The following is a 22,895-nucleotide window of genomic DNA, read 5'->3' as shown; positions in this document are numbered from 1 at the left end:
GATCGGGCCCCTGCGAGTGGTGAAACGTGGCGATATGGCCATCACGATCAGGGTCGTCACGACCCGTCGAGCGAGAGGGGGAAGGAGACCGGGCCGCCGGAGGTGCGGACGGTCACCGTACCGCCGGAGCAGGTGATCTCCGGGTCGCCCGCGCCGGGGACGATGAGGGTCAGCACGGCCCGCGCCGGAGGGGAGAGCACCGTCGCCGCCCGCGCCGTCCTGAGGTGCCCGGTCGCGATCTCCCGGTGCTCCACCGCCTGGCCGCCGACCGGCAGGCCCGAGGGGAAGGCGAGCTGGGCCAGGGTCACCCGCCAGTCCCCGTCGGCCAGCACCACCCGGCCGTCGTGCCCGCCGGCCACGGTGAGCGACGGGGCGAAGTGCCACAGGCTGCGCAGCGCCGATCCGGCCGGGACCGCGTCGAGCACGGCCATCAGGTCGGCGCCGTGGCCGACCAGGACGGTGCGGGTGCGGCCGACGCCGTAGGCGTCGTCGGTGAGCCGGTAGCACTGCCGGTCCGCGGCGACGGACGAGCCCACCAGACGCGTCGCCGTACCCTCCCGGAAGCCCGCGCCCACCACGACGGGGACGTTGTGCGCCTCCGGGGAGATCGTCCACTCCCGGTACGGCGTGCGCTCGTAGGAGTGGAAGCCCGCCTCCACCAGGATGCCCCGGCCCTGGGCCCGGTAGGTGACGCCCAGGTGGTCCTCGTGGCCGTGGAGCCTGCGGCCGGGGCCGAACCTGATCGAGTAGTACGCCGAGTCCGGGTCGTCCCAGGCGGTCCTGCCGAAGACGTATCCGGCGTCGAAGACCTTGACGGTGTCCTGCGGGCGCGGCAGGTGCGGCGGGCGGGTGTCGGCCGGGCTGTCGCCGATCGGGACCAGGCGGCCGTCGGGCTGGGTGGCGTGGCAGATGTAGGCCTCCAGCGACCGGCGCCGGGCGGCGAGACCGGGCGGGACCGCGGCCCCGCACCGCTCGATCGTCTCCAGCGCCACGCCGAGCCGCCGGTGGACGTAGAGGCCGTAGCGCGGGGCCTGCTCGTGCAGCACGCCCTGCGCGTCGATGGAGATCTCCGCCGATTCGGCCATCCGCCGGATCGCCAGGTCCCTCCAGGCCGCGTGACCGAGGCGGCAGCCGACGGTCAGCAGCGCGACGTCCTGGTCGAGGCCGTGGTTGTGCCCCTGCCTGTACCGCGCCGGGTCGGCCAGGATCTCGCCGTGCCGTACGAGGCTGTCACGCAGCCAGGCGGCCCGGACGTGCGCGCTGAGGCACACCAGCGCCGGGGCGCGCAGCGCGACCGGGTGCTCGGCCCAGGCCCAGGGACTGACGCCCTTCCCGCCGAGGGGGTTGCTCCGCACCCAGTCCGCGGCGATCGCGGCGGCCCGGTCGAGGAACTCCCGGTTCCCCGTGCGCTCGTACTCCGTCACCAGGCTCACCGTCCAGCGCAGCGCGTGCAGGTTGAGCGCCCAGGACCGGCTCTGGTGCGGGTCTGTCCGCCAGTCGACGTCCCCGGTGCCCAGCTCCACGGGCGGGAGCCCGGCGAACGCGACCCGGCCCCGCATGATCTCGTCCGCCTTGACCGCGGGGAAGCCCCCGGCCACGCAGATCGCGGGTCCGTCGCCGGCCGGGAAAGGAGGTACGGCGGGCCGCCCCGCCCGACCGGTGAGGGGGGCGAGCAGCGTGGCGATGTTTTTGAACAAGCACTTGCTCCAATCGGAGGCGTGGAGGGCTCGGGCGCTCACCGGTCGCGGGCATGGGTCACCCGGGCACGGGGCGCCTGAGGAACGGCGTGCGGGGGGCGGCGGAGGGCCCGTGGAGGTCCGCGCGGACAGATTCGGTCCGGGCGGACCGGAAGATCACCCGGCGAGGGGCCGGGGAAGGGTCCGGAGAGGGGCTGGGGGAGGCGTTACCAGCGGTCCGGGAGGGGCGCGGAAGGCCGGAGAGGGTTCACGGGAGACCGGGAGGGGCCGGTTCGTCGTCCGTCCAGCCCGCCGACAGGACCACCTCGACCCGGTCGCCCGTGCTCCCCGGCAGGCCGGTGAGGGTGGAGGACAGCACCTGGGAGTCCCGGGGATCGATGATCAGCGTCCTGCGCACGGCCCCGCCGGCGCGCAGGTCGAAGGAGAACGCCACCCCCCGGCGGCCCCGCTCGTCGGAGGTCTCGCCCAGATAACGGACGTTCGGCAGGTCCGCCAGGGCCCGGTAGGCCGCCGCCCGCACGGCCGGCGGCGACGGCTTGCTCCACAACAGACCGCTGAGCGCGTCGGCGACCATCCCGTCGAGCGCCCCGGACGCGAGGTCCCCCGGGCCCGCCGTGTCCTCCGGGCCGGCCGTGTTCCCCGGGCCGGCCGTGTTCTTCGGACTCGCCGTGTTCTCCGTGCCCGCCGTGTCCTCCGGGTTCTCCGTGCCGTCGTCCGCGGTCCCGGCCGTCGCGGCCTCCTGACGTACCACCGCGCTCACCCAGTCCCTCAGCGCCGCGGCGTCGGACGGGAGCGCCTGGATCTGCTCGAAGGTCAGCTCGCGGCCCGCCATGCTGAACGGCACCCTGCCGGTCGCCGCCTCGAGCCGTCCCCTCTGCGGGGCCGTCGACAGCACGGACCCCTGGCTCGACCAGGTGGCAGGGGAGCCGTCACGCCGCCAGGCCGCCTCGTCGGCCGCGCTCCGCGGCTGCGCCCCCAGCGTCCGGGAGCCCGACCAGACCCGGCCGTCCCCGGCGACCCACTGCTCGGTGAGGCGCGACTCCACCAGCCAGTAGCGGTTGGCGCCCCGCCCGAGCCGCTCCGGGTGCGTCTCCCGGTACAGCTTCCTGACCCGCCAGTACGCTCCGCCCGCCGCGGGCTCGGACGCGGCCGTGCTCGCCGCCGCGAGCAGGACCGACCGCCCGGAGACCGTCGTGACCGGCGCCCGTGACTCCGGGACCTGCGATCCCGGGAGCTGTGATCCCGGTGCCCGCGACCCGGGGGCCTGCGGTCCCGCGGCCCCGGTCCCCGGCGCCCCGGCAGTTCCCGGGACCACGGCCGCCACCGCCACCGCCACCGCCGCGGCCACTGCGGCGAGCCCGGCCACGGCCGGCGCCCACGGCAGTCGTGGACGGCGCCGCCGCAGGGATCCGGCCTCCACCCGGGCGCGCACCTTGGCCCTCACCCTGGCCTTGAGGAACGGGTCGGCCTGCGGCTCGCCGTACAGTTCGCGGAGGGCCTCGACCTCATCCACGGGCGGCCTCCTCCGGGTCGAGCATCGGGTTGCTGCCGCCCAGCGCGGCGCGCAGCTTCTTCCTGGCCCGGTTCAGCCGGGAGCCGACGGTGCCGTACGGGATGTCCAGGGCCGTGGCGATCTCCTCGTGGCTCAGCCCGGCCAGGGCCACCAGCAGCACCACGTCGCGCTCCCGCCGGTCGAGCCCCGCCACGGCCGCCGCCAGGCTCGGCCGCAGGCTCTCCGCGCTGACCCGCGCGGTGACGCGCTCCTCGTGCCCGGGGGCGTCGGCGTCCGGGCCGTGGCGCCCGAGCGCCCGCAGGGTGCGCACCTCGACGCGGCGGTGCCTGCCGACGAGGTTGGTGGCGATGCCGTACAGCCACGCCCGCACGCTCGCGCGGGCCGGATCGTAGGACGCCCGCTTGCGGAAGGCGGTCAGGAAGGTCTCGGCGACGATGTCCTCCGCGTGGTCGGGCCCGAGCCGCTGGGCGACATAGCGGTGGATCTCCCCGAAGTAGCCGTCGAAGACCGCGCCGAACCGCTCGGGATCGTCGAGCGAGCCGAACCCGGCCATGAAATCCTCCCCGGCCTCCCCGGCCCCCGTGTCCTGCCGGGCCTGCACGCCCTGCCCGGCCCGGGACAGCGCGGTCACGATGGTCTCCCCGTCATGGACACCCTCTCGAAAGCGAACGGCGGTCGTCTCTTATCACCCGATCCGCCGGATCACTTTCACGACGCCCCGCCGCGGCGCCGGGGAGTCGCCGACCCGACCGTTCCGGGCACGGAATGTCGGGCCCGGTGGGATGGGGCTCGCCTAGCGTGGGTGCACGGGAGGACCGAGTGCTGGAACGGCTGAACAGGGCCATGGAGTACATCGAGCAGCATCTCGATGGGCAGATCGAGACGGCCGAGCTGGCGCGGATCGCCGTCACCTCGGAGTACCACTTCCGGCGGCTGTTCTCCGCGCTGGCCGGGATGCCGCTCTCGGAGTACATCCGCCGCAGGCGGCTCACCGTGGCCGGGGCGGAGGTCCTCGCGGGCGAGGAGACGCTGCTCGACATCGCGCTGCGCCACGGCTACGGCTCGGGCGAGGCGTTCGCCCGCGCCTTCCGCGCCGTGCACGGAGTCGGCCCCGGCGAGGCCCGGCGGCGCGGCGCGGCGCTGTACGCCCAGCCGCGGATGTCCTTCCGCCTCATCGTCGAAGGGAGCAGCGGCATGCGATATCGGATCGTGGAGAAAGAGGAGTTCCGCCTGGTGGGCAGGAAGGCACGCGTCCCCCTCGTCCACGAGGGGATGAATCCGGCGATCGTCGCCTTCATCCGGAGCATCGACCAGGAGACCCTGCGGCTCCTGGAGAGCCTCTCCGACCAGGAGCCCCGCGGGATCGTCAACGTGAGCGACAACCTCGCCGGCAGCCGTGCGGAGGGCACGGAGCTGGACTACTACCACGCCGTGGTGACCGGTGCCGAGGTGCCCGAGGGCATGGACAGCCGCGCCGTCCCGGCGGGGACGTGGGCGGTCTTCGAGAGCTCGGGGCCGTTCCCGCAGGCGGTCCAGTACCTCTGGCGGGACGTGTTCACGCAGTGGTTCCCCTCCAACCCGTACCGGAGCAGGCCCGGCCCCGAGATCTCGCGCACGCGGCTCTCGCCGGACGGCAAGGAGGCGGAGTCCGAGATCTGGATCCCGGTGGAGCCCGCCGGGAAGTGATCCCGGACGGGACCGGGCCCGCCGGCGGGGGTCAGGAGCCGCCGCGGTGGACGATGAAGCTCAGGGCGGTGCTCTGGCGGCCCAGGCGGGAGTCGTAGGCCGTGACCCGGATGTGGTCCGCGGGGTGGTCCGCGCGGCAGGCCAGGACCTTCCGGAGGGCGTGGGCGGGATCGTCGAGGTCGAACATCGGCATGCCGTACATCTCCCAGAAGGTGTTGCGCGGCCGGGGATCGTCGGTGTGCTCGACCGCGACCGCGTAGCCCCGGTCCGTCGCGCAGGCCAGCTGGGCGGTGATCTCGTCGTCGGTGAGGTCGGGGAGGTAGGAGAAGGCTCCCTGGGTGATCCGGGGCGGCGGGGCCGCCGGGGAGGGAGGCGTGGGGGAGGTCATCGGACGGGCTCCTCACCGGGGGTGGCGGGGTCGGGGACGTCGGTGGAGGCGTAGTCGAACTCGACCGCTCCCCAGGTGTCGAGGGCGGCGGCCAGCTCGGGGGAGTGCTTGGCGGCCGACCGCAGGATGTCCGGTCCCTCGGCGGCGAGGTCGCGGCCCTCGTTGCGGGCCTTGACCACGGCCTCCAGCGCGACCCGGTTGCCGGTGGCCCCGGCGGCGACCCCCATGGGGTGGCCGATGGTGCCGCCGCCGAACTGCAGGACCACGTCCTCGCCCAGGTGGTGGACGAGCATGTGCATCTGCCCGGCGTGGATGCCGCCGGAGGCGACCGGCATCACCCCGGGCATCGAGCCGTAGTCCTGGTCGAACAGCAGGCCGTCGCCGATGCCGTGGGCGGCGGCCCGGCAGGTGGTGTAGTAGCCGCGGGTGGCCGAGACGTCGCCTTCGAGCTTGCCGACCACGGTCCCGGCGTGGATGTGGTCGACGCCGAGCAGGCGGCACCACTTGGCGACCACCCGGAAGCTCACGCCGTGGTTCTTCTGCCGGGTGTAGGTCGAGTGCCCGGCCCGGTGCAGGTGCAGCAGCACGCCGTTGTCGCGCGCCCACTTCGCCATGGAGCCCATCGCGGTGAACCCCACGGTCAGGTCGATCATGATGATCGGGCTGCCGAGCTCCCTGGCCGTCTCGGCCCGCTCGTACATCTGCTCCATCGTGGCCGCGGTGCAGTTCAGGTAGTGGCCCTTGATCTCGCCGGTGCGCTCCTCGGCTTTGCGCACGGCCTCGCTGACGAACAGGAAGCGGTCGCGCCAGCGCATGAACGGCTGGGAGTTGATGTTCTCGTCGTCCTTGGTGAAGTCGAGGCCGCCGCGCAGCGCCTCGTAGACGACCCTGCCGTAGTTGCGCGCCGACAGGCCCAGCTTCGGCTTGACGGTCGCGCCGAGCAGCGGCCTGCCGTACTTGCCGAGCAGTTCCCGCTCCATCACGATCCCGTGCGGCGGGCCCTGGAAGGTCTTGACGTAGGCCAGCGGGATCCGCATGTCCTCCAGGCGCAGCGCCCTGACCGCCTTGAACCCGAAGACGTTGCCGATGATCGAGGAGGTGAGGTTGGGGATCGAGCCCTCCTCGAACAGGTCGATGTCGTAGGCGACGTAGGCGACGTACTCGTCGTCCCGAACCCGGTCGACCCGGTAGGCCTTGGCCTGGTAGTGCCGGTAGTCGGTCAGCCGGTCGGTCCACACCACCGTCCACGTGGCGGTGGACGACTCGCCCGCGACCGCGGCTGCGGCCTCCTCGGGCGTCACGCCCGGCTGCGGGGTGATGCGGAAGGCGGCCAGGACGTCGGTGTCCTTCGGGACGTAGTCCGGGTCGTAGTAACCCAGCTCGGCGTAGGGGACGACCCCGGTGCTCAAACGGTTGTGTGCCATGCCTTCACGGTCGGCGCGTTCCGTGAAACCGTCTATGGAGAATCCGCCGAGGACCATCAAGGAAAGCCTTGACACTCACCCAGCTGCGCACCTTCCTGGCGGTGGCCGAGACCGGCTCCGTGCGCGCCGCCGCCCAGCGGCTGTACGTCACCCAGTCGGCGGTCTCGGCCGCGCTCGTGGCCCTGCAGAGGTCCCTGGGCCTTCAGCTGGTACGGCCCGCGGGACGCGGGCTGCGGCTCACCGAGGCGGGCGAGGTGTACGCCGGATACGTACGGCGCGTGCTCGGCCTGCTGGAGGAGGCCCGTACGGCCGCCGCGGGCGAGGCCGACCCCGGGCGGGGCCGGGTCAGGGTGGCGGCGGTGACCACTGCGGGCGAGGAACTGCTGCCGTCGTTGCTGGCCGGGTTCCGGGCCCGCCATCCGGGGGCGGGGATCACTCTGGAGGTGGGCAACCGGGAGCGGGTGCACGCCCTGCTGGCCGCGCACGAGGTGGACCTGGTGTTCGGCGGGCGTCCCCCGGAGTCCGGGGCGTTCGAGGGGATCGCGGTGCTCGCCGTACGGCGCAACGAGCTGACGGTGGTCACGTCGGAGGGCACGGCGCCGGAGAACGCCGTGCCGGAGAACCCGGAGAGCGGCGCGGCGGGGAAGCCGGGATCCGGGGGTACGGCGGGCGGCCCCGGGGGCGCGGACCCCGTGCGGTGGCTGGGCCGGCGGACCTGGCTGCTGCGCGAGCCCGGCTCCGGCACCCGGGCCACCACCGAGGCCCTCCTGGAAGGGCTCGGCATCACCCCCCGGACCCTGACGATCGGCTCCAACGCCGCCGTCCGCGCGTCCGTCCGGGCCGGTCTCGGCGTCACCCTCCTGTCCCGCGACGCCATGACCGGGGACATGGTGGAGATCCGCACACCGCTGACGCCGATCCGGCGCGACTGGCACCTGATCGCCCACCGGGGGCCGCTCCCGGCCACCACCCGGCTCCTGGTCGAGCACGTCCGGAGCAGCGGCTGGCGGGCCGCCTCAGCCTGAGGCGGCCCCGGAGGGCCCGGAGCCGTGATCGGGCAGCAGATCGTGCCAGCCGCGTTCGACCGACCGGCGGCACCGTACGGGGTCGTCGCCCGCGTCGGTGAACAGGGCGGTCAGCAGCGGCACGCCGTGGGCGAGCGCCTGGCGGGGCAGCGGGCCGGTCGCGACCAGTGAGGCCAGCCCGTGGCCGACGGTCCAGCTCTGGGTGGCCAGCTCCAGCGGGTCGACGTCGTCGCGGAAGCGGCCGGAGGCCGTGGCCCGTTCGACGCCGCGGACCAGGCAGTGCAGCGTGTCGTCCGCGGCGGCGGCGTCCTCCAGGTCGAACGCGGCGTCGAACATGACCCGGTAGAGATCGGGGACGGCCAGGGCGTTGGACAGGTACGCGGCGCCGAGGGCGGCCAGGTCGCGCACCGGATCCGCCGACGGCGAGACCTCGGCGAGCCGGACCGCCAGGCGGGTGAACCCCTCCTGGCGCACGGCCTTCCACAGGCCGTCCATGCCGCCGAAGTAGGTGTAGACGGCCATGGTCGAGACGCCGGTCCCGGCCACCAGCGAGCGGAGTGTGACCGGCTCCCGGGCGGCGAGCGTCTGCGCGGCCCGGTCGATCAGCAGCGAGCGGACCGCGGGATCCTTCACCCTCACCATGGCGCCACAATACATAACGTTGCTATGTTTTGAGGAGTGCCGAACCGCCTGCGGTGCCCGACCGCCTGCGCCGAACCGAGCCGAACCGAGGAGCGGACATGACCGTGAAGCTGGTCAACCCCGACGGACTGCCGAAGCCCGAGGTCTACCGTCAGCTGTCGATCGCCACCGGGTCCAAACTGGTGTTCCTGGCGGGCCAGGTGGCCCGCGACGCCGAGGGGCGGCCGGTCGGCGGAGGAGACCTGGCCGCCCAGGTCGAGCAGGCCTACCTCAACATCGGCACCGCCCTGGCCGGGATCGGCGCGTCCTTCGACGACGTGGCCAAGCTGACCGTCTACGTCGTCGACTGGACGCCGGACAAGATGCCGCTGCTGGGAGAGGGCGTCGCGCGGGCGGCGGCGAAGATGGGCGTCGACCCGGTCAAGCCGATCACTCTCCTGGGCGTCGCGGCGCTGGGCGAGCCCGACCTGCTGGTCGAGGTCGAGGCCACCGCGGTCGTCGACTGACCAGGACGGCTCGACTGACCAGGACGGCTCGACTGGCCCGGGCCGCCCGACGGTCAGGGGGCGCCCTTCACCGGGATGACGACCCGGAGCAGGGTGCCCGAGCCCCGGTGGCTGTGCACCTCCAGACGCCCGCCGAGCAGCTCGGCGCGCTCGCGCATGCCGCCCAGGCCGTAGCCGGTGGAGGCGGGAGGCCTGGCCGGGCGGGAGGGGTCGAAGCCGACGCCGTCGTCCTCGATCTCCAGCTCGATCTCGTCGTTCCGCACGGCCAGGCTGATCACGGCGGACCGGGCGCCTGAGTGCCTGGCCACGTTGGACAGGGCCTCCTGGGCGACCCGGTAGATCGCGGTCTCGACGTGCTCCGGCAGGCGTACGGGGGTCAGGTCCACCTCGACCGTCAGCTGCGGGAAGGACCGGGCCAGGCTGGCCAGGCTGGCGGGCAGGCCGAGGTCGTCGAGCACCGGGGGACGCAGGCCCTCGATGGCGGACCTGGTCTCGGCCAGCGCGTCCTCGGCCAGCAGCCGCGCCCGCCTGATCTGCTCCACCGCCGCGGCGCTCGACCCGCCTCCTGCGGCGCCCGGCCCGTCCTCCGCCGCCTCCGCGCCTCCCGTGGCTTCCGTGGCTTCCGTGAGCCGGTCCCCCTCCTGCGCGGGCCGCGGTGTGAGCACGTCCAGGGCGGCGGACAGGTGGTAGGACAGGCTGACGATGCGCTGGCTGATCCCGTCGTGGATCTCCCCGGCGAGGCGGCGCCGTTCGGCCTCCTGGGCGAGGACGACGCGCTCGGCGAAGCGCTCCATCGCCTCCTCGCGTTCGGCCAGGCGCCGGTGCAGGCGGGCGTTCTCGATGGTCCCGGCGATCAGGCCGCCCACGGAGTGCAGGAGCTCGACGTCGGCGTAGCTGAACACCCGGCGGGCCCGGGTGTGGACGTTGAGCACGCCGACCAGGTGGCCGGGCCGGGTGGCGATCGGGACCGAGCACATCGAGGTGAAGTCCTCGCCCCGCAGCTCGGGGATGTACTTGTAGCGGGGGTCGGAGAGCTTGTCGTCGTCGATGACCACCGGCCTGCCGTAGGCCGCCACCCAGCCGGCCACGCCCTCGCCCAGGTCCAGCTCGATCCGCCCGGCCAGCTCGTCGAAGGGCGGGGTGGCGCCGCGCAGGACGAGCCGCCGGCCGGTGTCGTCGAGGAGGTGGACGAAGCAGATGTCGGTCTCGGTCGTCTCGGTCACCAGCGCGGCCACGCCCTGGACGATCTCCCCCAGGTCGAGCCCGGTGGAGATCGTCTCGATGATCCGGGAGAGCAGCCTGGCCTCCCGCTCGGGATCCGTCAGCCCGAGGCGGCTCACCGGGGCCCCGCCCCGCACGGGCGTCCCGCTCCCGGGCCGCTCAGCGGAACACCCCCTCGCGCAGGGCGGTGGCCACCGCCGTGACCCGGTCGTTGACGCCGAGCTTGCGGTAGATGCCGCGGGTGTGGCTCTTGACGGTCTCCTCGCTGACCGTCAGGCGGGCCGCGATGCCCTTGTTGGTCAGGCCCGACACCATCAGGGCCAGGACCTCGCTCTCGCGCTGGGTGAGGCCGAGGTGGGCCCCCGGCCAGAACTCCCCGGCGTGCAGGCGGGCGGCCGACAGGGCGATGCGGCCGGCCAGCATCGGGGCGATCAGCACCTCGCCGGCGGCGATCCTGGTCAGAGCGCCGACCAGCTCCGCGCCGGTCACGTCCTTGAGCAGGAACCCGGAGGCGCCGAGCCGCAGGGCCTGGTAGACGTACTGCTCGTCGTCGTAGACGGTCATGAAGACGACCAGGCAGCCGGGCCGGGCGCGCAGGATCCGCGCGCAGGCGTCCAGGCCGCTCTCACCGCGCAGCCGTACGTCGAGCAGGACCAGGTCGGGCTCATGGGCCATGACCGCCTTGACGGCCCCGTCGGTGTCACGGGCCTCCGCGACGATCTGCACCTGGTCCCGGTAGGACCCCAGCATGGCCCGCAGGCCGTCGTGGACCATCTCGTGGTCGTCGACGGTCAGCAGCCGGAGCGGCGGACTCCTCATGCGCCAAAGGTACGAAAAATGCTGGCGTTTAAGGATCCCCCGGTACCTCCCCCGGATGGGGGAGGGCGGTTACCGGATCGCGACATACCGTCCGGGTGACGCCCCCCACCTTGCGGAAGTGAGACAGCCGATGCCTCACAAGCTGATGCGGATGCGCCGGGCAGAGTCGTTGCGGCCCGCCATGCTGGCGATCGCCGGTGACAGCGCGGCGGGGAAGACGACCATCACGCGCGGCCTGACCGAGGCGCTGGGAGCGGACCGGAGCACCGCGGTCTGCGTGGACGACTACCACCGCTACGACCGGGAGGAACGCGGCGGGCTGCCGCTCACCCCGCTCCACCCCGCCTGCAACCACGTGCAGATCATGGAGCAGCACCTGCAGCTGCTGGCCATGGGCCAGCCGATCCTCAAACCCGTCTACGACCACCGCGACGGCTCCCTGGTACGGCCCCGCCTGGTCGAACCGCGCGATCTGGTGATCGTGGAAGGGCTGCTCCCGCTCCACACCAAGCTGGCCAGGGCCTGTTTCGACGTGACGGTCTATCTCGATCCGCCGGAGCCGATCAGGCGCGAGTGGAAGATCACCAGGGACATCCGGCAGCGCGGCTACACGCGGGAGCAGGTGCTGACCGAGCTGGCCAGACGCGAGGCGGACTCGGCGGCCTTCGTCCGCCCCCAGCAGCGCGAGGCGGACATCGTGGTCCGCTTCGAGCGGATCGAGGGCCGCGAGAACCGGTCGCTGTCGGCGACGCTGCTGCTCCGGCCCACGATCCGGCACCCGAACTTCGCCCAGATCCTGTCCAGGGCGACCACCTCGGCGGTCCATCTCAAGCTCACCCGCGACTCCGACGGCGGGCCGGTGGACGCCCTGCACATCCACGGGTACGCCGACCCGCTGGAGGCCGACGTCGTGGCCAAGGCGATCTGGCACGACCTGGGCGTGCCCGAGCCGCTGCCCGTCTGCCTCGGTCTCATGGAGGACGGCTCACGCAACGAACCCCTGCGGATCACCCAGCTCATCCTGCTGCACCACCTGATCCGCGCGGGCGTGTGGCGCCTGCCCGACGAGTGACCCGGCCGGACGGGTGACCGTCCCGATCACCCGGCCCGGTCTCACGCGTCCCAGTCGATCGCCAGCTTCTGAGGGTCCTCCGCGGCGATCCGCACGGGAAGGGAGGTGCCCGGCAGGGTCCGGTGCAGGTGGGCCACGGGCACGCGGTGGCCGATCCGCACCTCGTACGGCGCGCGCCCGTCGTCCGGGGTCACCCGCAGCACGAACCCCACGATCGGGTCGCCGTTGTCGGCGGTCATGCCGTCCATGGAGAAGGTGCCCAGCACCGTGGCGGCGCCCGGCAGGCCCCGGGCGATCAGCTCGGCCGCGGACAGGTGCTCACCGGGCTCCGGGGCGCCGTACCCCGGCGCGCGGCTCCAGTCGACCGCCACCCGGTGCGGGGCGTCCGGGTCGATCCGCACGGACAGCAGGGCGCCGGGCAGCACGGCCCCCACCAGCAGCCGGGGAAGGGTCTCGCGGTGCGCGAGGCGGTAGGGCACCGCGCCGTCGCGGTGCACCTCCAGCTCGAAGGCGACCAGGGGCAGGCCGTTCACGGTCACCCCGGTGTCCGTCATCGAGATCACCACGGCGGTCGCGGAGGTCCCGGAGGCGAGCAGGTCGTCGTTCCCCCGGGCCATCTCCTGCGCCATGCTGAAGACTCCCTTGAGCCCGGGGCCCGCCTGCGCCTCGAACACGGACATCGCCTGGCCGAAGGCCGCGTTGTGGAAGGACCACGCCGCCGCGAACGATCCCGACATCAGCAGGATCATCCCCGAGACGAAGGCCGGCACCGCCCAGCCGGGCATGGGCCACATGGTCATCCCGGTGACCCCCGCGACGAGCAGGGCGGCACCGCCGGCCGAGACGCCCAGACCAATCCTCTTCATCGGTCCCATCGAGGTTCTCCAGTCCCATGTGTACGTCGTGTCATCGTGACGGCGTAAGAGAAGCGGAGATCGCTTTCACGCCGGTTGCATCCGGATTACGGGTGCCTCCGGGGGCGGCACGGTGCGCGCCCGCGGTCGTGGACGACCTGGGATGGCGGGTATCCGGCTGGGTATGGGCCATCACATGACACATGTGGTGGTGGGAGTGGACGGGTCCGCGGACGGCCTGCGGGCCGTGGAGTGGGCGGCGCGCGAGGCCTCGCGCCGGGGCCTTCCCCTGCGTGTGGTGCACGCCGTGTACACATGGCTGCACTCCCCGGCGGAGGCGGGGATCGAGGAGGTGCGGCAGTGGCTGCTGGAGGGCGGGCGCGATCTCGTCGCCCGCTCCGTGGCGCACGCGCGGGAGTGCGCGCCGTACGTGGAGGTCGTGGACGCCGTGATGACCGGCGATCCCGCCGCGGTGCTGATCGCCGAGGCGGAGGCGGCGGAACTGCTCGTCGTCGCCTCGCGGGGCACGGGCCGGATCTCCGGCCTGCTGCTGGGGTCGGTGGCCCTGAAGGTCGTCTCGCGCTCCCCCTGCCCGGTGGTGGTGGTACGCGGGCCGGTGGAGCCGCACAAGACGTTCGACGAGGTGGTCGTCGGGGTGGACGGCTCGCCGGAGAGCACGGGGGCGCTCAGGTTCGCCGCCGCCGAGGCGTCTCTGCGCGGGGCGCGGCTGCGGGCGATCCTGGCGTGGAACCTGGCCACCCCGGCCGCCGAGACGATGCCCGCGCTGCTCACCGAGCTGGGCGAGATCGAGGGGGCCTGGACCCGCATCCTGGACGAGGCGGTGGGCACCGTCACGCTGAGCCACCCGGAGCTGGAGGTCGTCCACCAGGTGGTGAACGGTCATCCGGTGCAGGCGCTCATCGACGCCTCGGAGGCGGCGGATCTGGTCGTCGTCGGGTCGCGGGGCAGGGGCGTGCTCGCCGGGTTCGTCCTGGGCTCGGTGAGCCACGGGGTCCTGCACCACGCCCACTGCCCGGTGGCCGTGGTCGGATCGCGGGTCGACGCCGCCAGGATCGAGGACGAACAGCCCGCCTGACCGCGCCTCCGCGGCCCGCCTGACCGTGCCTCCGGCCTCCGCGGTCCGCCAGGCCGCACGCGGTCGCGCACGGTCACCGGTCAGGTGACGGACCGTGCCACCAGGGCCACGGCCTGCCGCATGGCGTCGCGCACCTCGTCGGGTCCGTCGCCGCGCCGCAGCGCGGTCAGCGAGGCCGCGCCGACCGCGCCCACCACCGCGCCGACCAGGGCCGAGGCGGTGATCGTGTCGAGTCTGTCGGGGAAGGCCCGCTGCAGCGTCCGGGCCAGCTCGGCCTGCGCGGTGAGGTAGCGCTGCAGCAGCCGGGCCTGCAGCACCGGCTCCGAGGCCGCCAGCCGCGCCCGGAGCGTCGCGAGCCCGCTGGGCAGGTCGCGCTCCCAGGTGTCGGCGATCATCCGGTCCATCGCCCGCGTCAGCACCTCGGGCAGCCCTTCCCCGGCGCCGCGCTCGGCGATCGCCTGCAGCGCCAGGTCGACGCGCACGTCGGCGTCGGCCAGGAGCACGTCCTCCTTGGCCTGGAAGTGGAGGAAGAAGGTGCGCGGGGCCACCTCCGCGGCCTCGGCGATCTCGGCCACGGTCACGTGCTCGTAGCCCCTGTCCTGGAACAGGCGTACCGCCGCCTCGATCAGCGCCTGCCGGGTGCGCTGCTTCTTGCGCTCCCGCAGTCCCTGCTTCTCCACCATGCCGGTCAGCTTACTGCACCTTCCGCATGAATGCATATTATGTATTAATGCACTGAGTGCATTCAACGAAGGGTGGTCATCATGGGAAGCCTGGACGGACGCGTCGTCCTCATCACCGGAGCGGGGCGCGGCATCGGGCGGGAGGAGGCGTTGTTCTTCGCCGCCGAGGGCGCCGAGGTCGTCGTCAACGACCCCGGCGTCGCCGTCGACGGAACGGGCGGCGACGCCGGGGTGGCGGCGGAGGTCGTGGAGGAGATCACCGCCCGCGGCGGGCGGGCCGTGGCCAGCACCGACAGCGTCGCCGACTGGGACGGCGCCCGCCGCATGGTGGAGACGGCCCTGCGGGCCTTCGGCGACCTGCACGTCGTGGTCAACAACGCGACCATCGAACGGAACGCGGGCCTGGCCGACCTGTCGGAGGAGGACTTCGACGAGGTCCTGGCCGTCAAGCTGAAGGGCACCTTCGCGGTGACGCGCTGGGCCGCCCGTTACTGGCGCGACCGGTTCCGGGCGGGGGTCCGCGCCGACCGGGCCGTCGTCAACACCTCCTCCGGCTCCGGGCTGCTCAACCCGCTGCCCGCCCAGGCCTCCTACGCGGCGGGCAACGCAGGGATCGCGGCGCTGACCGTCGTGGCCGCCCTCGAGCTGGGCCGGCACGGCGTGCGGGTCAACTGCGTCTCGCCGTCGATGGCCCGTACCAGGCTCACCCTCGGCGTCCCCGGCATGAGCCGGGAACCGTCGGCGACCGGGTTCGACCCCCTGCACCCGGCCGCCGTCGCCCCCGTGGCCGCCTACCTGGCCAGTCCGGCGTGCCCGTTCACCGGCCAGGTGCTGTCGGTGCGGGGAGGCACGGTCGCGGTCAACCACGGCTGGTCCCTCGGCGGCCGCATCCACAAGGACGGACTGTGGAGCGTGGAGGAACTGGCGGAGAAGGTGAAGGAGCTACCGGTGGACGATCCCTTCGACGAGCTCGCCCGTGCCCTGACCGGCGCGCTCGGCACCACCGGACGCGCCGGGCTCCAGGAGATGATCAACGCTCTGCTGGACCGGGAGGCGGGACCCGGCACGGTCTCCGCGTCTGGGAGGCCGTCTGGCGGGTAGCCGGAAGGCATGGCGACCTACGGCTTCCATTCCTCACACGAGCAGATCCATCCGGCCGAGCTGCTGAAGGCGGTTGTCCAGGCCGAGCAGGCGGGCTTCACCGCGGCGATGTCGTCGGACCACTTCTCCCCCTGGAGCGCGCGGCAGGGCCAGTCGGCCTTCGCCTGGTCCTGGCTGGGAGCGGCGATGCAGGCCACGAAGCTGCCGTTCGGCGTGGTCAACGCGCCCGGCCAGCGCTACCACCCGGCGATCATCGCCCAGGCGATCGGCACCCTCGGCGCGATGTTCCCCGACCGGTTCTGGGCCGCCCTGGGCACCGGGGAGGCGAGCAACGAGCACATCACCGGGGACCGCTGGCCGCGCAAGGCCGTACGCACGGCGCGGCTGCGCGAGTGCGTCGACATCATCCGGGCGCTGCTGGCCGGGGAGGAGGTCAGCCACGACGGCCTGGTGACCGTGGACCGGGCCCGGCTGTGGACCCGGCCGCAGACCCCGCCGAAGCTGATCGGGGCGGCGGTCAGCGTCGAGACGGCGCGGTGGTGCGCGGAGTGGGCCGACGGCCTGATCACGGTGAACGCGCCGGTCGAGACGCTGCGCGAGGTCTCCGCCGCCTACCGGGACGCGGGCGGCCGGGGGCGGCTGGCGCTGCAGGTCCACCTGAGCTGGGCCGAGGACGACGACACGGCGACGGCCATCGCCCACGAGCAGTGGCGCAGCAACGTCTTCCGCCCGCCGGTCTGCTGGGACCTCGACACGGCCGAGCTGTTCGACGTGGTCTCCGAGAACGTGCAGCCGTCCGCGGTCACCGAGGTGGTCAACGTCTCCTCCGACCTGGGATGGCACGCCGCCCGGCTGAACGAGTACGCGGAGCTGGGCTTCGAGGAGATCTACCTGCACCACGTCGGCCAGGAGCAGAGCGCGTTCCTCGACGCCTTCGGCGCCAAGGTGCTGCCCCAGCTGCGGTGAGGCCGCCCACCTCCGGCGGGCCGTACGGGACCCGCGACGGCCGGCCGGCGGTCTTCGGTGATCGTTCGAGAATCAGGAAGCGACCTTTCCGCATTGGTTCGTAGCTTTCCTCATATGAACGATGACACCGAGATCCGCCCGTTCCGCATCGCGATCCCCCAGGCCGACCTCCACGACCTGAAGGACCGGCTCGCCCGCACCCGCTGGCCGCAGGGGCCGGCCGGGACCGGGTGGAGCCGGGGCGTGCCGGTGGACTACCTCAAGGGCCTGGCCGAGCGCTGGGCCCACGGGTTCGACTGGCGGGAGCGGGAGGCCGCGCTGAACGAGATCCCGCAGTTCGTCACCACCGTCGACGGCCAGGACATCCACTTCCTGCACGTGCGCTCGCCCGAGCCGGACGCGCTGCCGCTGCTGCTCATCCACGGGTGGCCGAGCTCGCCGGTGGAGTTCCTGAAGGTGCTCGGCCCGCTGTCCGATCCCCGCGCGCACGGCGGCGACCCGGCGGACGCCTTCCACCTGGTCGTCCCGTCCCTGCCGGGCTACGGGTTCTCCACGCCGGTGCGGCAGGCGGGATGGGGCAACCTGTTCCGCGTCGCCGGGGCCTGGGCGGAGCTGATGCGCAGGCTGGACTACGGCCGGTACGCCGTCCAGGGCACCGACGTCGGCTCCGGCGTGGCGGCGATGCTCTCCGTGATCGACGCCGAGCGCGTGACCGGCGTGCACGTGACCGGCACGACGGCGGCGATGCCGTTCGGACCCCCGGTGGAGCTGGACGCGCTGTCCGGGGCCGACCGGGAGCGGGGAGAGCGGTTCAACGCGTTCCGGGCCGGGGGGCTGGGCTACCTGCACCTGCAGTCGACCCGCCCGCAGACGCTGGCCTACTCGCTGAACGACTCGCCGGTCGGCCAGCTCGCCTGGATCGTCGAGAAGTTCCAGGAGTGGACCGACCCCGCGGCGAAGCTGCCGGAGGAGGCGGTCGACATCGACCACCTGCTCACCGCCGTCAGCGTCTTCTGGTTCACCGGCTCGGGCGCCTCCTCGGCCCACGCGACCTACGAGGGCATGCAGGCCTGGCGGGAGATGGCCGCCCGGCACGGGGAGGAGCCGCCCGGCGGCGAGCGGCCGGGGCCGCCGACGGGCGTGGCGGTCTTCGCCGGGGACACCGGCATCCGGAGCCTGATGGACCCGCAGGGCCGGATCGAGCACTGGTCGGAGTACGACCGCGGCGGGCACTTCCCCGCGATGGAGACCCCCGACCTGCTCACCGGGGACATCCGGAAGTTCTTCCGCCGCCACCGCTGACCGGCCCGCCACCGCTGACCGGCCCGCCACCGGTCCGCCGGTCCGGGGCGGGGCCCGTCAGCTCCAGACGATCACGGCCTTCTCCCGCCACAGGTCCAGCACGCTCCGGTCGCCCCGCACGTCGAGGGCCTCGGCGCCCCCGCGGTTCCACAGCATGAGGTACAGCTCTCGCGCGGGTCCGGAGACGACGCAGTCGGCGTCGTGCGCGCCGGAGGTGACGGCCCGGCCGTCCGGCTCCACCCGGATGGTCCAGGCGGTCGGGTGGTCGGTGGCGCGTACGGCCAGGCTGATCGGCGGGTCGGCGACCAGCCGCCCGCGGCGCCGGGGGAGGAAGCCGTCGAAGAGCTCGTCGACGCCGTCGGCGGCGAAGGCGGGGGTGAACGAGGCGACCGCCCGCGCCATGGGGTCGGAGCCCGGGGCCGCGCCCCCGGACGACGCGGCCGCGGCGGCCTCGGCGTCGATCATGTGGATCATGGTCTCGTGGGCCTGACGGCGCGCCCAGAACGCCAGCGGGGAGGGCGCGCGCAGGAAGGCCCAGCACGTCACCCCGGGGTCGGCCTCCCGCAGGGTCCGCACCAGCGCGGCGTGGCCCTCGCGGAACCAGCCGACCAGCCCGGCGTCGTCCGGGGCGGTGAAGAACACCGCCTCCTCCTCGTCGGTGAACGGCTCCGTCCTGCCGGTGGCGACGTAGGCCGCGGCCCAGCGGTGCACGCCGCCGAGGTGTTCCAGCAGGTCCCGTACCCGCCAGCCGGGGCAGGTGGGCACCGGGGCGTCCACCCCGGCCCGCTCGGCCGCCGCGGCCAGCCGTACCCCCGCGTCCTGAAGCGAGGACAGGTGCTCCTTGATCTCCACGGGCGAATTGTCGCAGAGGAGAGCCGCCGGACACAGGGGGAGATGATCGACTTGGAGGGGACGGCTCGCTAGGGTTGGGCGATTTGTTCGGCAAGCCCCTCATGCCCCCGGGAAAGTCCACGTGCGTCTCCTCCACTCCATCCGCCGGCACCGTTCCGCACGGCCCGGGGAACCGGACGGGCGGGGGCGCCGGTTGCGGGTGGCGCTCTACGCCAACGCGGTCCTCCAGACGCCCGGTCTGCTCCGCCTCCCGTCGCCCTGGTGGGTGGACATGGCCTGGGCTCTCGGGTGGCTCGCTCTGGTGGTGCTGTTCCACGGGATGCTGGACGGCGTACCCCGTGCGTTGCGGATCGTCCTGCTCGTGGCCGGGACGGTCGGCGCGGCAGGCGCGCTCGGCGAGGAGGCGTCCGAGGCGTTCGACGCCCAATCCGCCGCGTGGTTCTTCGACGCCGTCGAACTCCAGGGGTGGCCCTGGCTGCTCTGGCTGGTGCTGATCCTCGTGGCCCAGACCCGGGACGGCAGGTGGAGCGGGACCACCGTGTGGTCGGGAGCGGCCTCCGTGGCGGCGCCGTTCGTCGTCGTCCTGCTGCGGTCCGCCGTCGTCTCCGCCTTCGGCATCGCCTATTTCCAGAGCTCCGGTCTCGTCTGGCTCACCGCCGTACCGGACGCCCTGCAAATGGTGTGGCTGGCCCGCTCGGCCCGCGATCTCACGAACCCGCCCGCGCGGGCCGTACCGCGGCGCGAGCGCAGGCCGGTCCGGTTCAGGGTCCCGTTCGGGCGGTGGCTGCTGCCGGTCGCCGCGACGGTCGTGCCGCTCCTGGCGTTCCCGGCGGCCGACCACGCGCGCGGCCCGTTCACCTCCCGGGACGACTGCCTGCGCGCCCAGTCGGCGACCGGGGAGCACGGGGAGGACATCACGCCTCCCCTACCGGAGGAGGAGAAGCACGGCACGCAACGGCTGCTGATCATGGCCTATCCGGGGCGCGGGGACGGCGTCGTCGTCCACCGCCGGAAGACCGAGCCGTGACCGCCACCGGGTCTCCGTACGGCCCGCGCCTCCGCCCGGGGTTCGCGGGGACGGGCGCGGGCCGTACGGGCGTCAGCCGCGGCTGATGCGGACGGCGTCGGCGATCACGTAGCCGGTGCCGGAGGTCTGCCGGCTGACGCCCACGACGTCGTACGCCCCCGCCTTGAGCGAGAACGTCCCGAGGCTGCGCCAGACCCCGCCGCCCGCGCGCTGGTCGACGTAGATCGTCTTGGTCCCGTTCGCGGTCACCACGAGGTACGGCGCCGCGCTGTTGTATCCCGAGTGCGCCGGATAGCGGACCTCGACCCGGTAGGTGCCCGCGCTGGGGATGATCGCCTTGTACCAGGCGGGGTCGGGGGTGGTGGCCGGGGCCGCGAACCGGTAGTCGGGCCCGAGGCGCTGGGCGGAGTAGGTGGAGGTGCCCCAGTTCGCGCTGGCGGTGAACCGGCCGGCGGTGGTGTTGTCCGCGGTGGTCGACCACGTCGGCGTGCTCCCGCCGGTGACGTACTTCATGAACGTGGTCCAGTTCCACTTCGGGCCCGGGTCGGTGTGCGTCGCGCCGGGAACCTGGTTGTGGCCGATGATGTGCGCGCGGTCCTTCGGGATGCCGTACTTGTCGCACAGGTGGCGGGTCAGCGCGGCGGAGGAACGGTACATCGCGTCGGTGAACCACGCGGCGTTGTTGACGTAGCCCTCGTGCTCGATGCCGATGGAGCGGTGGTTGTAGTCCCGGTTGCCCGCGTGCCAGGCGACGTCCTTGTGGCGCACCATCTGGGTGACGGCGCCGTTGGAGGACTTGATCACGTAGTGCGCCGAGACCTTGGCGCCGGGGTTCTGGAACCAGGAGATGGCGCCCGCGTAGGACCCCTGGGTGACGTGGATGATCACCCGGTCGATCTTCCGGCTCGCCGGTCGGTTGGCGACGGTGTAGTTGCTCGACCTCGCCGCCACCCAGGACGCGGACGGGTACTCGGCGCCGGGGGCGGCCATCGCGCCGAGGTCGCGGGCCTGGGCGTACTCACCGCGGTCGGCGGTGACCTGCCGCGGCGCGACCGTAACGCCGCGGGCGCTGAACCCGGTGCCGAGCAGCTCGTAGACGGCGTCGGCGTAGAGGCGGGCGGTCTCGGCGGAGGAGGGGTTGCCGTACCGCGCCACGGCCTCGTACCAGCGGCCGATGTCCTTCCTGGCGGTTTCGTCGAGACCCAGCCCGTCGGCGTGGGCGCGCAGGACCGCCGCTCCGCCGAGGATGTTCGACCCGGTGTCCGCGCGCAGCTTCTCCACCGGCAATCCGGTGATCTCGGCGGCCTTCTCCAGCGCGTGCGTGGTGGGGTTGCTGACCAGGTGCATCATGCCGTAGCCGCCGCTCACGCTGGGCTCGTCGCCGTGGTCGTCGAGACGGGTCTCGGCGTAGGCGAGGGTGGCGAGCAGGTCGCGGGGGATGTCGTACTCGGTCGCGGCGCGCTCGAACGCCGCCGGCAGGGGCGGATCCGGCTCGGCCGCGGCCGGTAGACCGGCCGACGCGAGGAAGGCCGCGAGGGCGCAGGCGACGAGGGCCGCAGGCCGCTTCAGGGCGAACGTCATCGAGGGTCTCCTTGTCCGGGGGGTGAGTGCAGCACGGTAAAGGAGTCCATGGGGCGTATTGGGGTGATTTGCAATCACCGGTATGAAGGAAATTTTCCGATCACTCCGGTACGGATGTTTCGTTCCAATAAGAAAGTCCGCTGTGACCAGGTGCTCTCGGCGGGATCCGGGGATGAAGCCGCGGCGCGGGAGCGGTGCGGGAGTCCGGAGCCGTGACGGAGGCGGTGTATCCTCCCGGGCCGCCGAGCGGCGCCACTGTGCCGAGGCGCCCCGGCGCCGGCCCCGGATCAGGCCGGAGTCGATCTCGGTGATCCGTGAACCGGTGTGGACCGACTACGGCGTCCTGGAGGCGTACGAGCTGACCGACGACGACAGCGACCCCTTCGAGGACGGCCTGCTCGACCGGCTGCACGGGAACGACCTGGCGGCGACTACCGGATCCGCGTCCACCTCGACTGGATGCCCTGGAAGGGCGAGGAGAACCGCACGCAGCGTTTGCTGATCATGGCCTATCCGGGCCGTGGGGCCGACGTCGTCGTCCATCGTGAGAAGACCCGGCCGTGATCGTCCCGGCCCACGGGAAACGCCGCCGGGCGGATTTACTCTGACGCGGTCGGACGACATCGAGAGGTGGCACGACCATGGACGGGACGAGCATGAACGGCGAGCGCGCCGACCTGCTGCGGGCGCTGGCCAGGCACCGGGGCTTCCTGCGTCAGACGGTTCGGGGCCTGACCGACGAGGAGGCGGCGCTGCGCACCACCGCCAGCGAGCTGTGCCTGGGCGGTCTGATCAAGCACGTGGCCGGCACGGAGGCGAAGTGGATGCGCTTCGCGGCCGGGGGCGCCGTGGTTCGAGCCGGGCGCGCGCTGGTCGGTGCGCCGGGTCCTGCTGCACATCATCGCCGAGACCGCCCAGCACGCCGGGCACGCCGACATCATCCGCGAGTCCCTGGACGGCGCCAGGACCATGGGCTGACCGCCCGGGTCCGGGGCGCGCACCGCTTGTGGTGCGCGGGGCCGCTGTGGTTGCGTGATCGGGTTCGGACCGGACCGCCAGACGGAGGTGACGCGGGGTGCCGCACCACAGCAGGCTCTACAAGGTCGTGATCGACGTTCCGGATGAGGTGCACGACAGGGAGGTGGAGTTCTGGCAGGGGGCGAGCGGCGAGACGCTGAAGCAGTTCGACCGCTACAACGAGTACCACGGCGCCCACCTGCACGGGCAGGAGTTCGCGCTGCTGGTCCAGCGGCTGGGGGAGGGGCAGGCCAGGGTCCACCTCGACATCCACACCGACGACCTGGAGGCGGAGGTCGCCCGGCTGGAGCGGCTGGGCGCCGAGCGGGTGCGGAAGGTGGAGGAGCACTGGTGGATCATGCGTGACCCGGCGGGCCTGCCGTTCTGCGTCCTGCCGGATACCAGCGGCACGCTCAACGAGCA

Annotated in this window: 23 protein-coding genes and 1 pseudogene; 12 read left to right on the top strand and 12 right to left on the bottom strand. The window is 73.2% G+C overall.

Going from position 1 to position 22,895, the window contains the following annotated elements; translation table 11 throughout:
• Positions 1-56 precede the first annotated feature (56 nt).
• The 3 genes from Psi01_RS14545 to Psi01_RS14535 form a co-directional block, all read right to left on the bottom strand.
• Positions 57-1,697, bottom strand: coding sequence for a heparinase II/III domain-containing protein (locus Psi01_RS14545; protein ID WP_239127660.1), 1,641 nt, complete (start codon positions 1,695-1,697; stop codon positions 57-59).
• Between the two features lie 247 nt (positions 1,698-1,944).
• Positions 1,945-3,210 (bottom strand): hypothetical protein, encoded by a 1,266-nt coding sequence (locus tag Psi01_RS14540; protein WP_204064534.1) that lies wholly within the window; start codon positions 3,208-3,210, stop codon positions 1,945-1,947.
• The gene (locus tag Psi01_RS14535; protein WP_307819235.1) at positions 3,203-3,841 is read right to left on the bottom strand and encodes an RNA polymerase sigma factor; all 639 of its coding nucleotides are present in this window, start codon (positions 3,839-3,841) and stop codon (positions 3,203-3,205) included. Before Psi01_RS14535 ends, Psi01_RS14540 begins: the two co-directional genes overlap by 8 nt.
• A gap of 188 nt (positions 3,842-4,029) precedes the next feature.
• Here Psi01_RS14535 and Psi01_RS14530 point away from each other — a divergent pair, with 188 nt between their 5' ends.
• Positions 4,030-4,896 (top strand): AraC family transcriptional regulator, encoded by an 867-nt coding sequence (locus tag Psi01_RS14530; RefSeq protein ID WP_204064533.1) that lies wholly within the window; start codon positions 4,030-4,032, stop codon positions 4,894-4,896.
• 31 nt (positions 4,897-4,927) lie between these two features.
• Here Psi01_RS14530 and Psi01_RS14525 read toward each other — a convergent pair whose 3' ends face one another.
• Positions 4,928-5,284, bottom strand: coding sequence for a ribulose bisphosphate carboxylase small subunit (locus Psi01_RS14525; RefSeq protein WP_204064532.1), 357 nt, complete (start codon positions 5,282-5,284; stop codon positions 4,928-4,930).
• Positions 5,281-6,708, bottom strand: coding sequence for a ribulose-bisphosphate carboxylase large subunit (locus Psi01_RS14520; protein WP_204064531.1), 1,428 nt, complete (start codon positions 6,706-6,708; stop codon positions 5,281-5,283). The genes Psi01_RS14525 and Psi01_RS14520 overlap by 4 nt, the downstream gene beginning before the upstream one ends.
• Positions 6,709-6,776: 68 nt before the next feature.
• Here Psi01_RS14520 and Psi01_RS14515 point away from each other — a divergent pair, with 68 nt between their 5' ends.
• A complete protein-coding gene (locus Psi01_RS14515) occupies positions 6,777-7,733 on the top strand; it encodes a LysR family transcriptional regulator (RefSeq protein WP_204064530.1) in 957 nt (318 codons plus the stop codon).
• Here Psi01_RS14515 and Psi01_RS14510 read toward each other — a convergent pair.
• Positions 7,725-8,375, bottom strand: a complete 651-nt coding sequence (locus Psi01_RS14510) for a TetR/AcrR family transcriptional regulator (protein WP_204064529.1) — start codon at positions 8,373-8,375, stop codon at positions 7,725-7,727. The genes Psi01_RS14515 and Psi01_RS14510 overlap by 9 nt on opposite strands.
• A 98-nt stretch (positions 8,376-8,473) precedes the next feature.
• Here Psi01_RS14510 and Psi01_RS14505 point away from each other — a divergent pair, with 98 nt between their 5' ends.
• A complete protein-coding gene (locus Psi01_RS14505) occupies positions 8,474-8,881 on the top strand; it encodes a RidA family protein (RefSeq protein WP_204064528.1) in 408 nt (135 codons plus the stop codon).
• Between the two features lie 53 nt (positions 8,882-8,934).
• Here Psi01_RS14505 and Psi01_RS14500 read toward each other — a convergent pair whose 3' ends face one another.
• Entirely contained in the window at positions 8,935-10,221 is a 1,287-nt protein-coding gene (locus tag Psi01_RS14500; protein ID WP_239127658.1) for a GAF domain-containing sensor histidine kinase, read from the bottom strand.
• A 40-nt stretch (positions 10,222-10,261) separates the two neighbouring features.
• Complete coding sequence (locus tag Psi01_RS14495; protein ID WP_204064527.1) at positions 10,262-10,921, bottom strand: response regulator; 660 nt, start codon at positions 10,919-10,921, stop codon at positions 10,262-10,264.
• Between the two features lie 130 nt (positions 10,922-11,051).
• On the opposite strand from Psi01_RS14495, the gene Psi01_RS14490 reads away from it, so the two are divergent.
• Positions 11,052-11,993, top strand: coding sequence for a phosphoribulokinase (locus tag Psi01_RS14490; protein WP_204064526.1), 942 nt, complete (start codon positions 11,052-11,054; stop codon positions 11,991-11,993).
• 41 nt (positions 11,994-12,034) lie between these two features.
• Here Psi01_RS14490 and Psi01_RS14485 read toward each other — a convergent pair whose 3' ends face one another.
• Positions 12,035-12,859 carry a hypothetical protein gene (locus tag Psi01_RS14485; protein ID WP_204064525.1) on the bottom strand — a complete coding sequence of 275 codons (825 nt, stop codon included), beginning with the start codon at positions 12,857-12,859 and terminating at the stop codon, positions 12,035-12,037.
• A 184-nt stretch (positions 12,860-13,043) separates the two neighbouring features.
• Here Psi01_RS14485 and Psi01_RS14480 point away from each other — a divergent pair, with 184 nt between their 5' ends.
• The gene (locus tag Psi01_RS14480; RefSeq protein ID WP_204064524.1) at positions 13,044-13,943 is read left to right on the top strand and encodes a universal stress protein; all 900 of its coding nucleotides are present in this window, start codon (positions 13,044-13,046) and stop codon (positions 13,941-13,943) included.
• A gap of 80 nt (positions 13,944-14,023) precedes the next feature.
• Here Psi01_RS14480 and Psi01_RS14475 read toward each other — a convergent pair whose 3' ends face one another.
• Entirely contained in the window at positions 14,024-14,626 is a 603-nt protein-coding gene (locus tag Psi01_RS14475) for a TetR/AcrR family transcriptional regulator (RefSeq protein ID WP_204064523.1), read from the bottom strand.
• An 81-nt stretch (positions 14,627-14,707) separates the two neighbouring features.
• Here Psi01_RS14475 and Psi01_RS14470 point away from each other — a divergent pair, with 81 nt between their 5' ends.
• From Psi01_RS14470 to Psi01_RS14460, 3 genes are all read left to right on the top strand, one after another.
• Positions 14,708-15,727 (top strand): SDR family NAD(P)-dependent oxidoreductase, encoded by a 1,020-nt coding sequence (locus Psi01_RS14470; protein ID WP_204064522.1) that lies wholly within the window; start codon positions 14,708-14,710, stop codon positions 15,725-15,727.
• Positions 15,728-15,736: 9 nt separating this feature from the next.
• A complete protein-coding gene (locus Psi01_RS14465) occupies positions 15,737-16,693 on the top strand; it encodes a TIGR03885 family FMN-dependent LLM class oxidoreductase (protein WP_204064521.1) in 957 nt (318 codons plus the stop codon).
• A 114-nt stretch (positions 16,694-16,807) separates the two neighbouring features.
• The gene (locus tag Psi01_RS14460) at positions 16,808-17,995 is read left to right on the top strand and encodes an epoxide hydrolase family protein (protein ID WP_204064520.1); all 1,188 of its coding nucleotides are present in this window, start codon (positions 16,808-16,810) and stop codon (positions 17,993-17,995) included.
• 57 nt (positions 17,996-18,052) lie between these two features.
• Here the strand turns inward: Psi01_RS14460 and Psi01_RS14455 are convergent, their stop codons facing one another.
• On the bottom strand, positions 18,053-18,847 hold the full coding sequence (locus Psi01_RS14455) for a maleylpyruvate isomerase family mycothiol-dependent enzyme (protein WP_239127656.1): 795 nt from the start codon (positions 18,845-18,847) through the stop codon (positions 18,053-18,055).
• Positions 18,848-18,968: 121 nt separating this feature from the next.
• Here Psi01_RS14455 and Psi01_RS14450 point away from each other — a divergent pair, with 121 nt between their 5' ends.
• On the top strand, positions 18,969-19,874 hold the full coding sequence (locus tag Psi01_RS14450) for a hypothetical protein (protein ID WP_204064519.1): 906 nt from the start codon (positions 18,969-18,971) through the stop codon (positions 19,872-19,874).
• Positions 19,875-19,946: 72 nt separating this feature from the next.
• On the opposite strand, the gene Psi01_RS14445 is transcribed toward Psi01_RS14450, so the two are convergent.
• Positions 19,947-21,455, bottom strand: coding sequence for a golvesin C-terminal-like domain-containing protein (locus Psi01_RS14445; RefSeq protein ID WP_204064518.1), 1,509 nt, complete (start codon positions 21,453-21,455; stop codon positions 19,947-19,949).
• A 307-nt stretch (positions 21,456-21,762) separates the two neighbouring features.
• Between Psi01_RS14445 and Psi01_RS14440 the strand changes: the two genes are divergently transcribed.
• From Psi01_RS14440 to Psi01_RS14430, 3 genes and pseudogenes are all read left to right on the top strand, one after another.
• On the top strand, positions 21,763-21,957 hold the full coding sequence (locus Psi01_RS14440) for a hypothetical protein (RefSeq protein WP_204064517.1): 195 nt from the start codon (positions 21,763-21,765) through the stop codon (positions 21,955-21,957).
• 139 nt (positions 21,958-22,096) lie between these two features.
• Positions 22,097-22,433, top strand: a pseudogene (locus Psi01_RS14435) (mycothiol transferase).
• Between the two features lie 97 nt (positions 22,434-22,530).
• On the top strand, positions 22,531-22,895 hold a 365-nt coding region (locus tag Psi01_RS14430), incomplete at its 3' end, for a VOC family protein (RefSeq protein ID WP_204064516.1).

The organism is Paraplanobispora siamensis, assembly GCF_016863175.1.
In the GTDB taxonomy this organism is placed as follows: domain Bacteria; phylum Actinomycetota; class Actinomycetes; order Streptosporangiales; family Streptosporangiaceae; genus Planobispora; species Planobispora siamensis.
The sequence above is the reverse complement of the archived record's forward strand: the minus strand, read 5'-3'. Positions and strand labels throughout refer to the sequence as shown.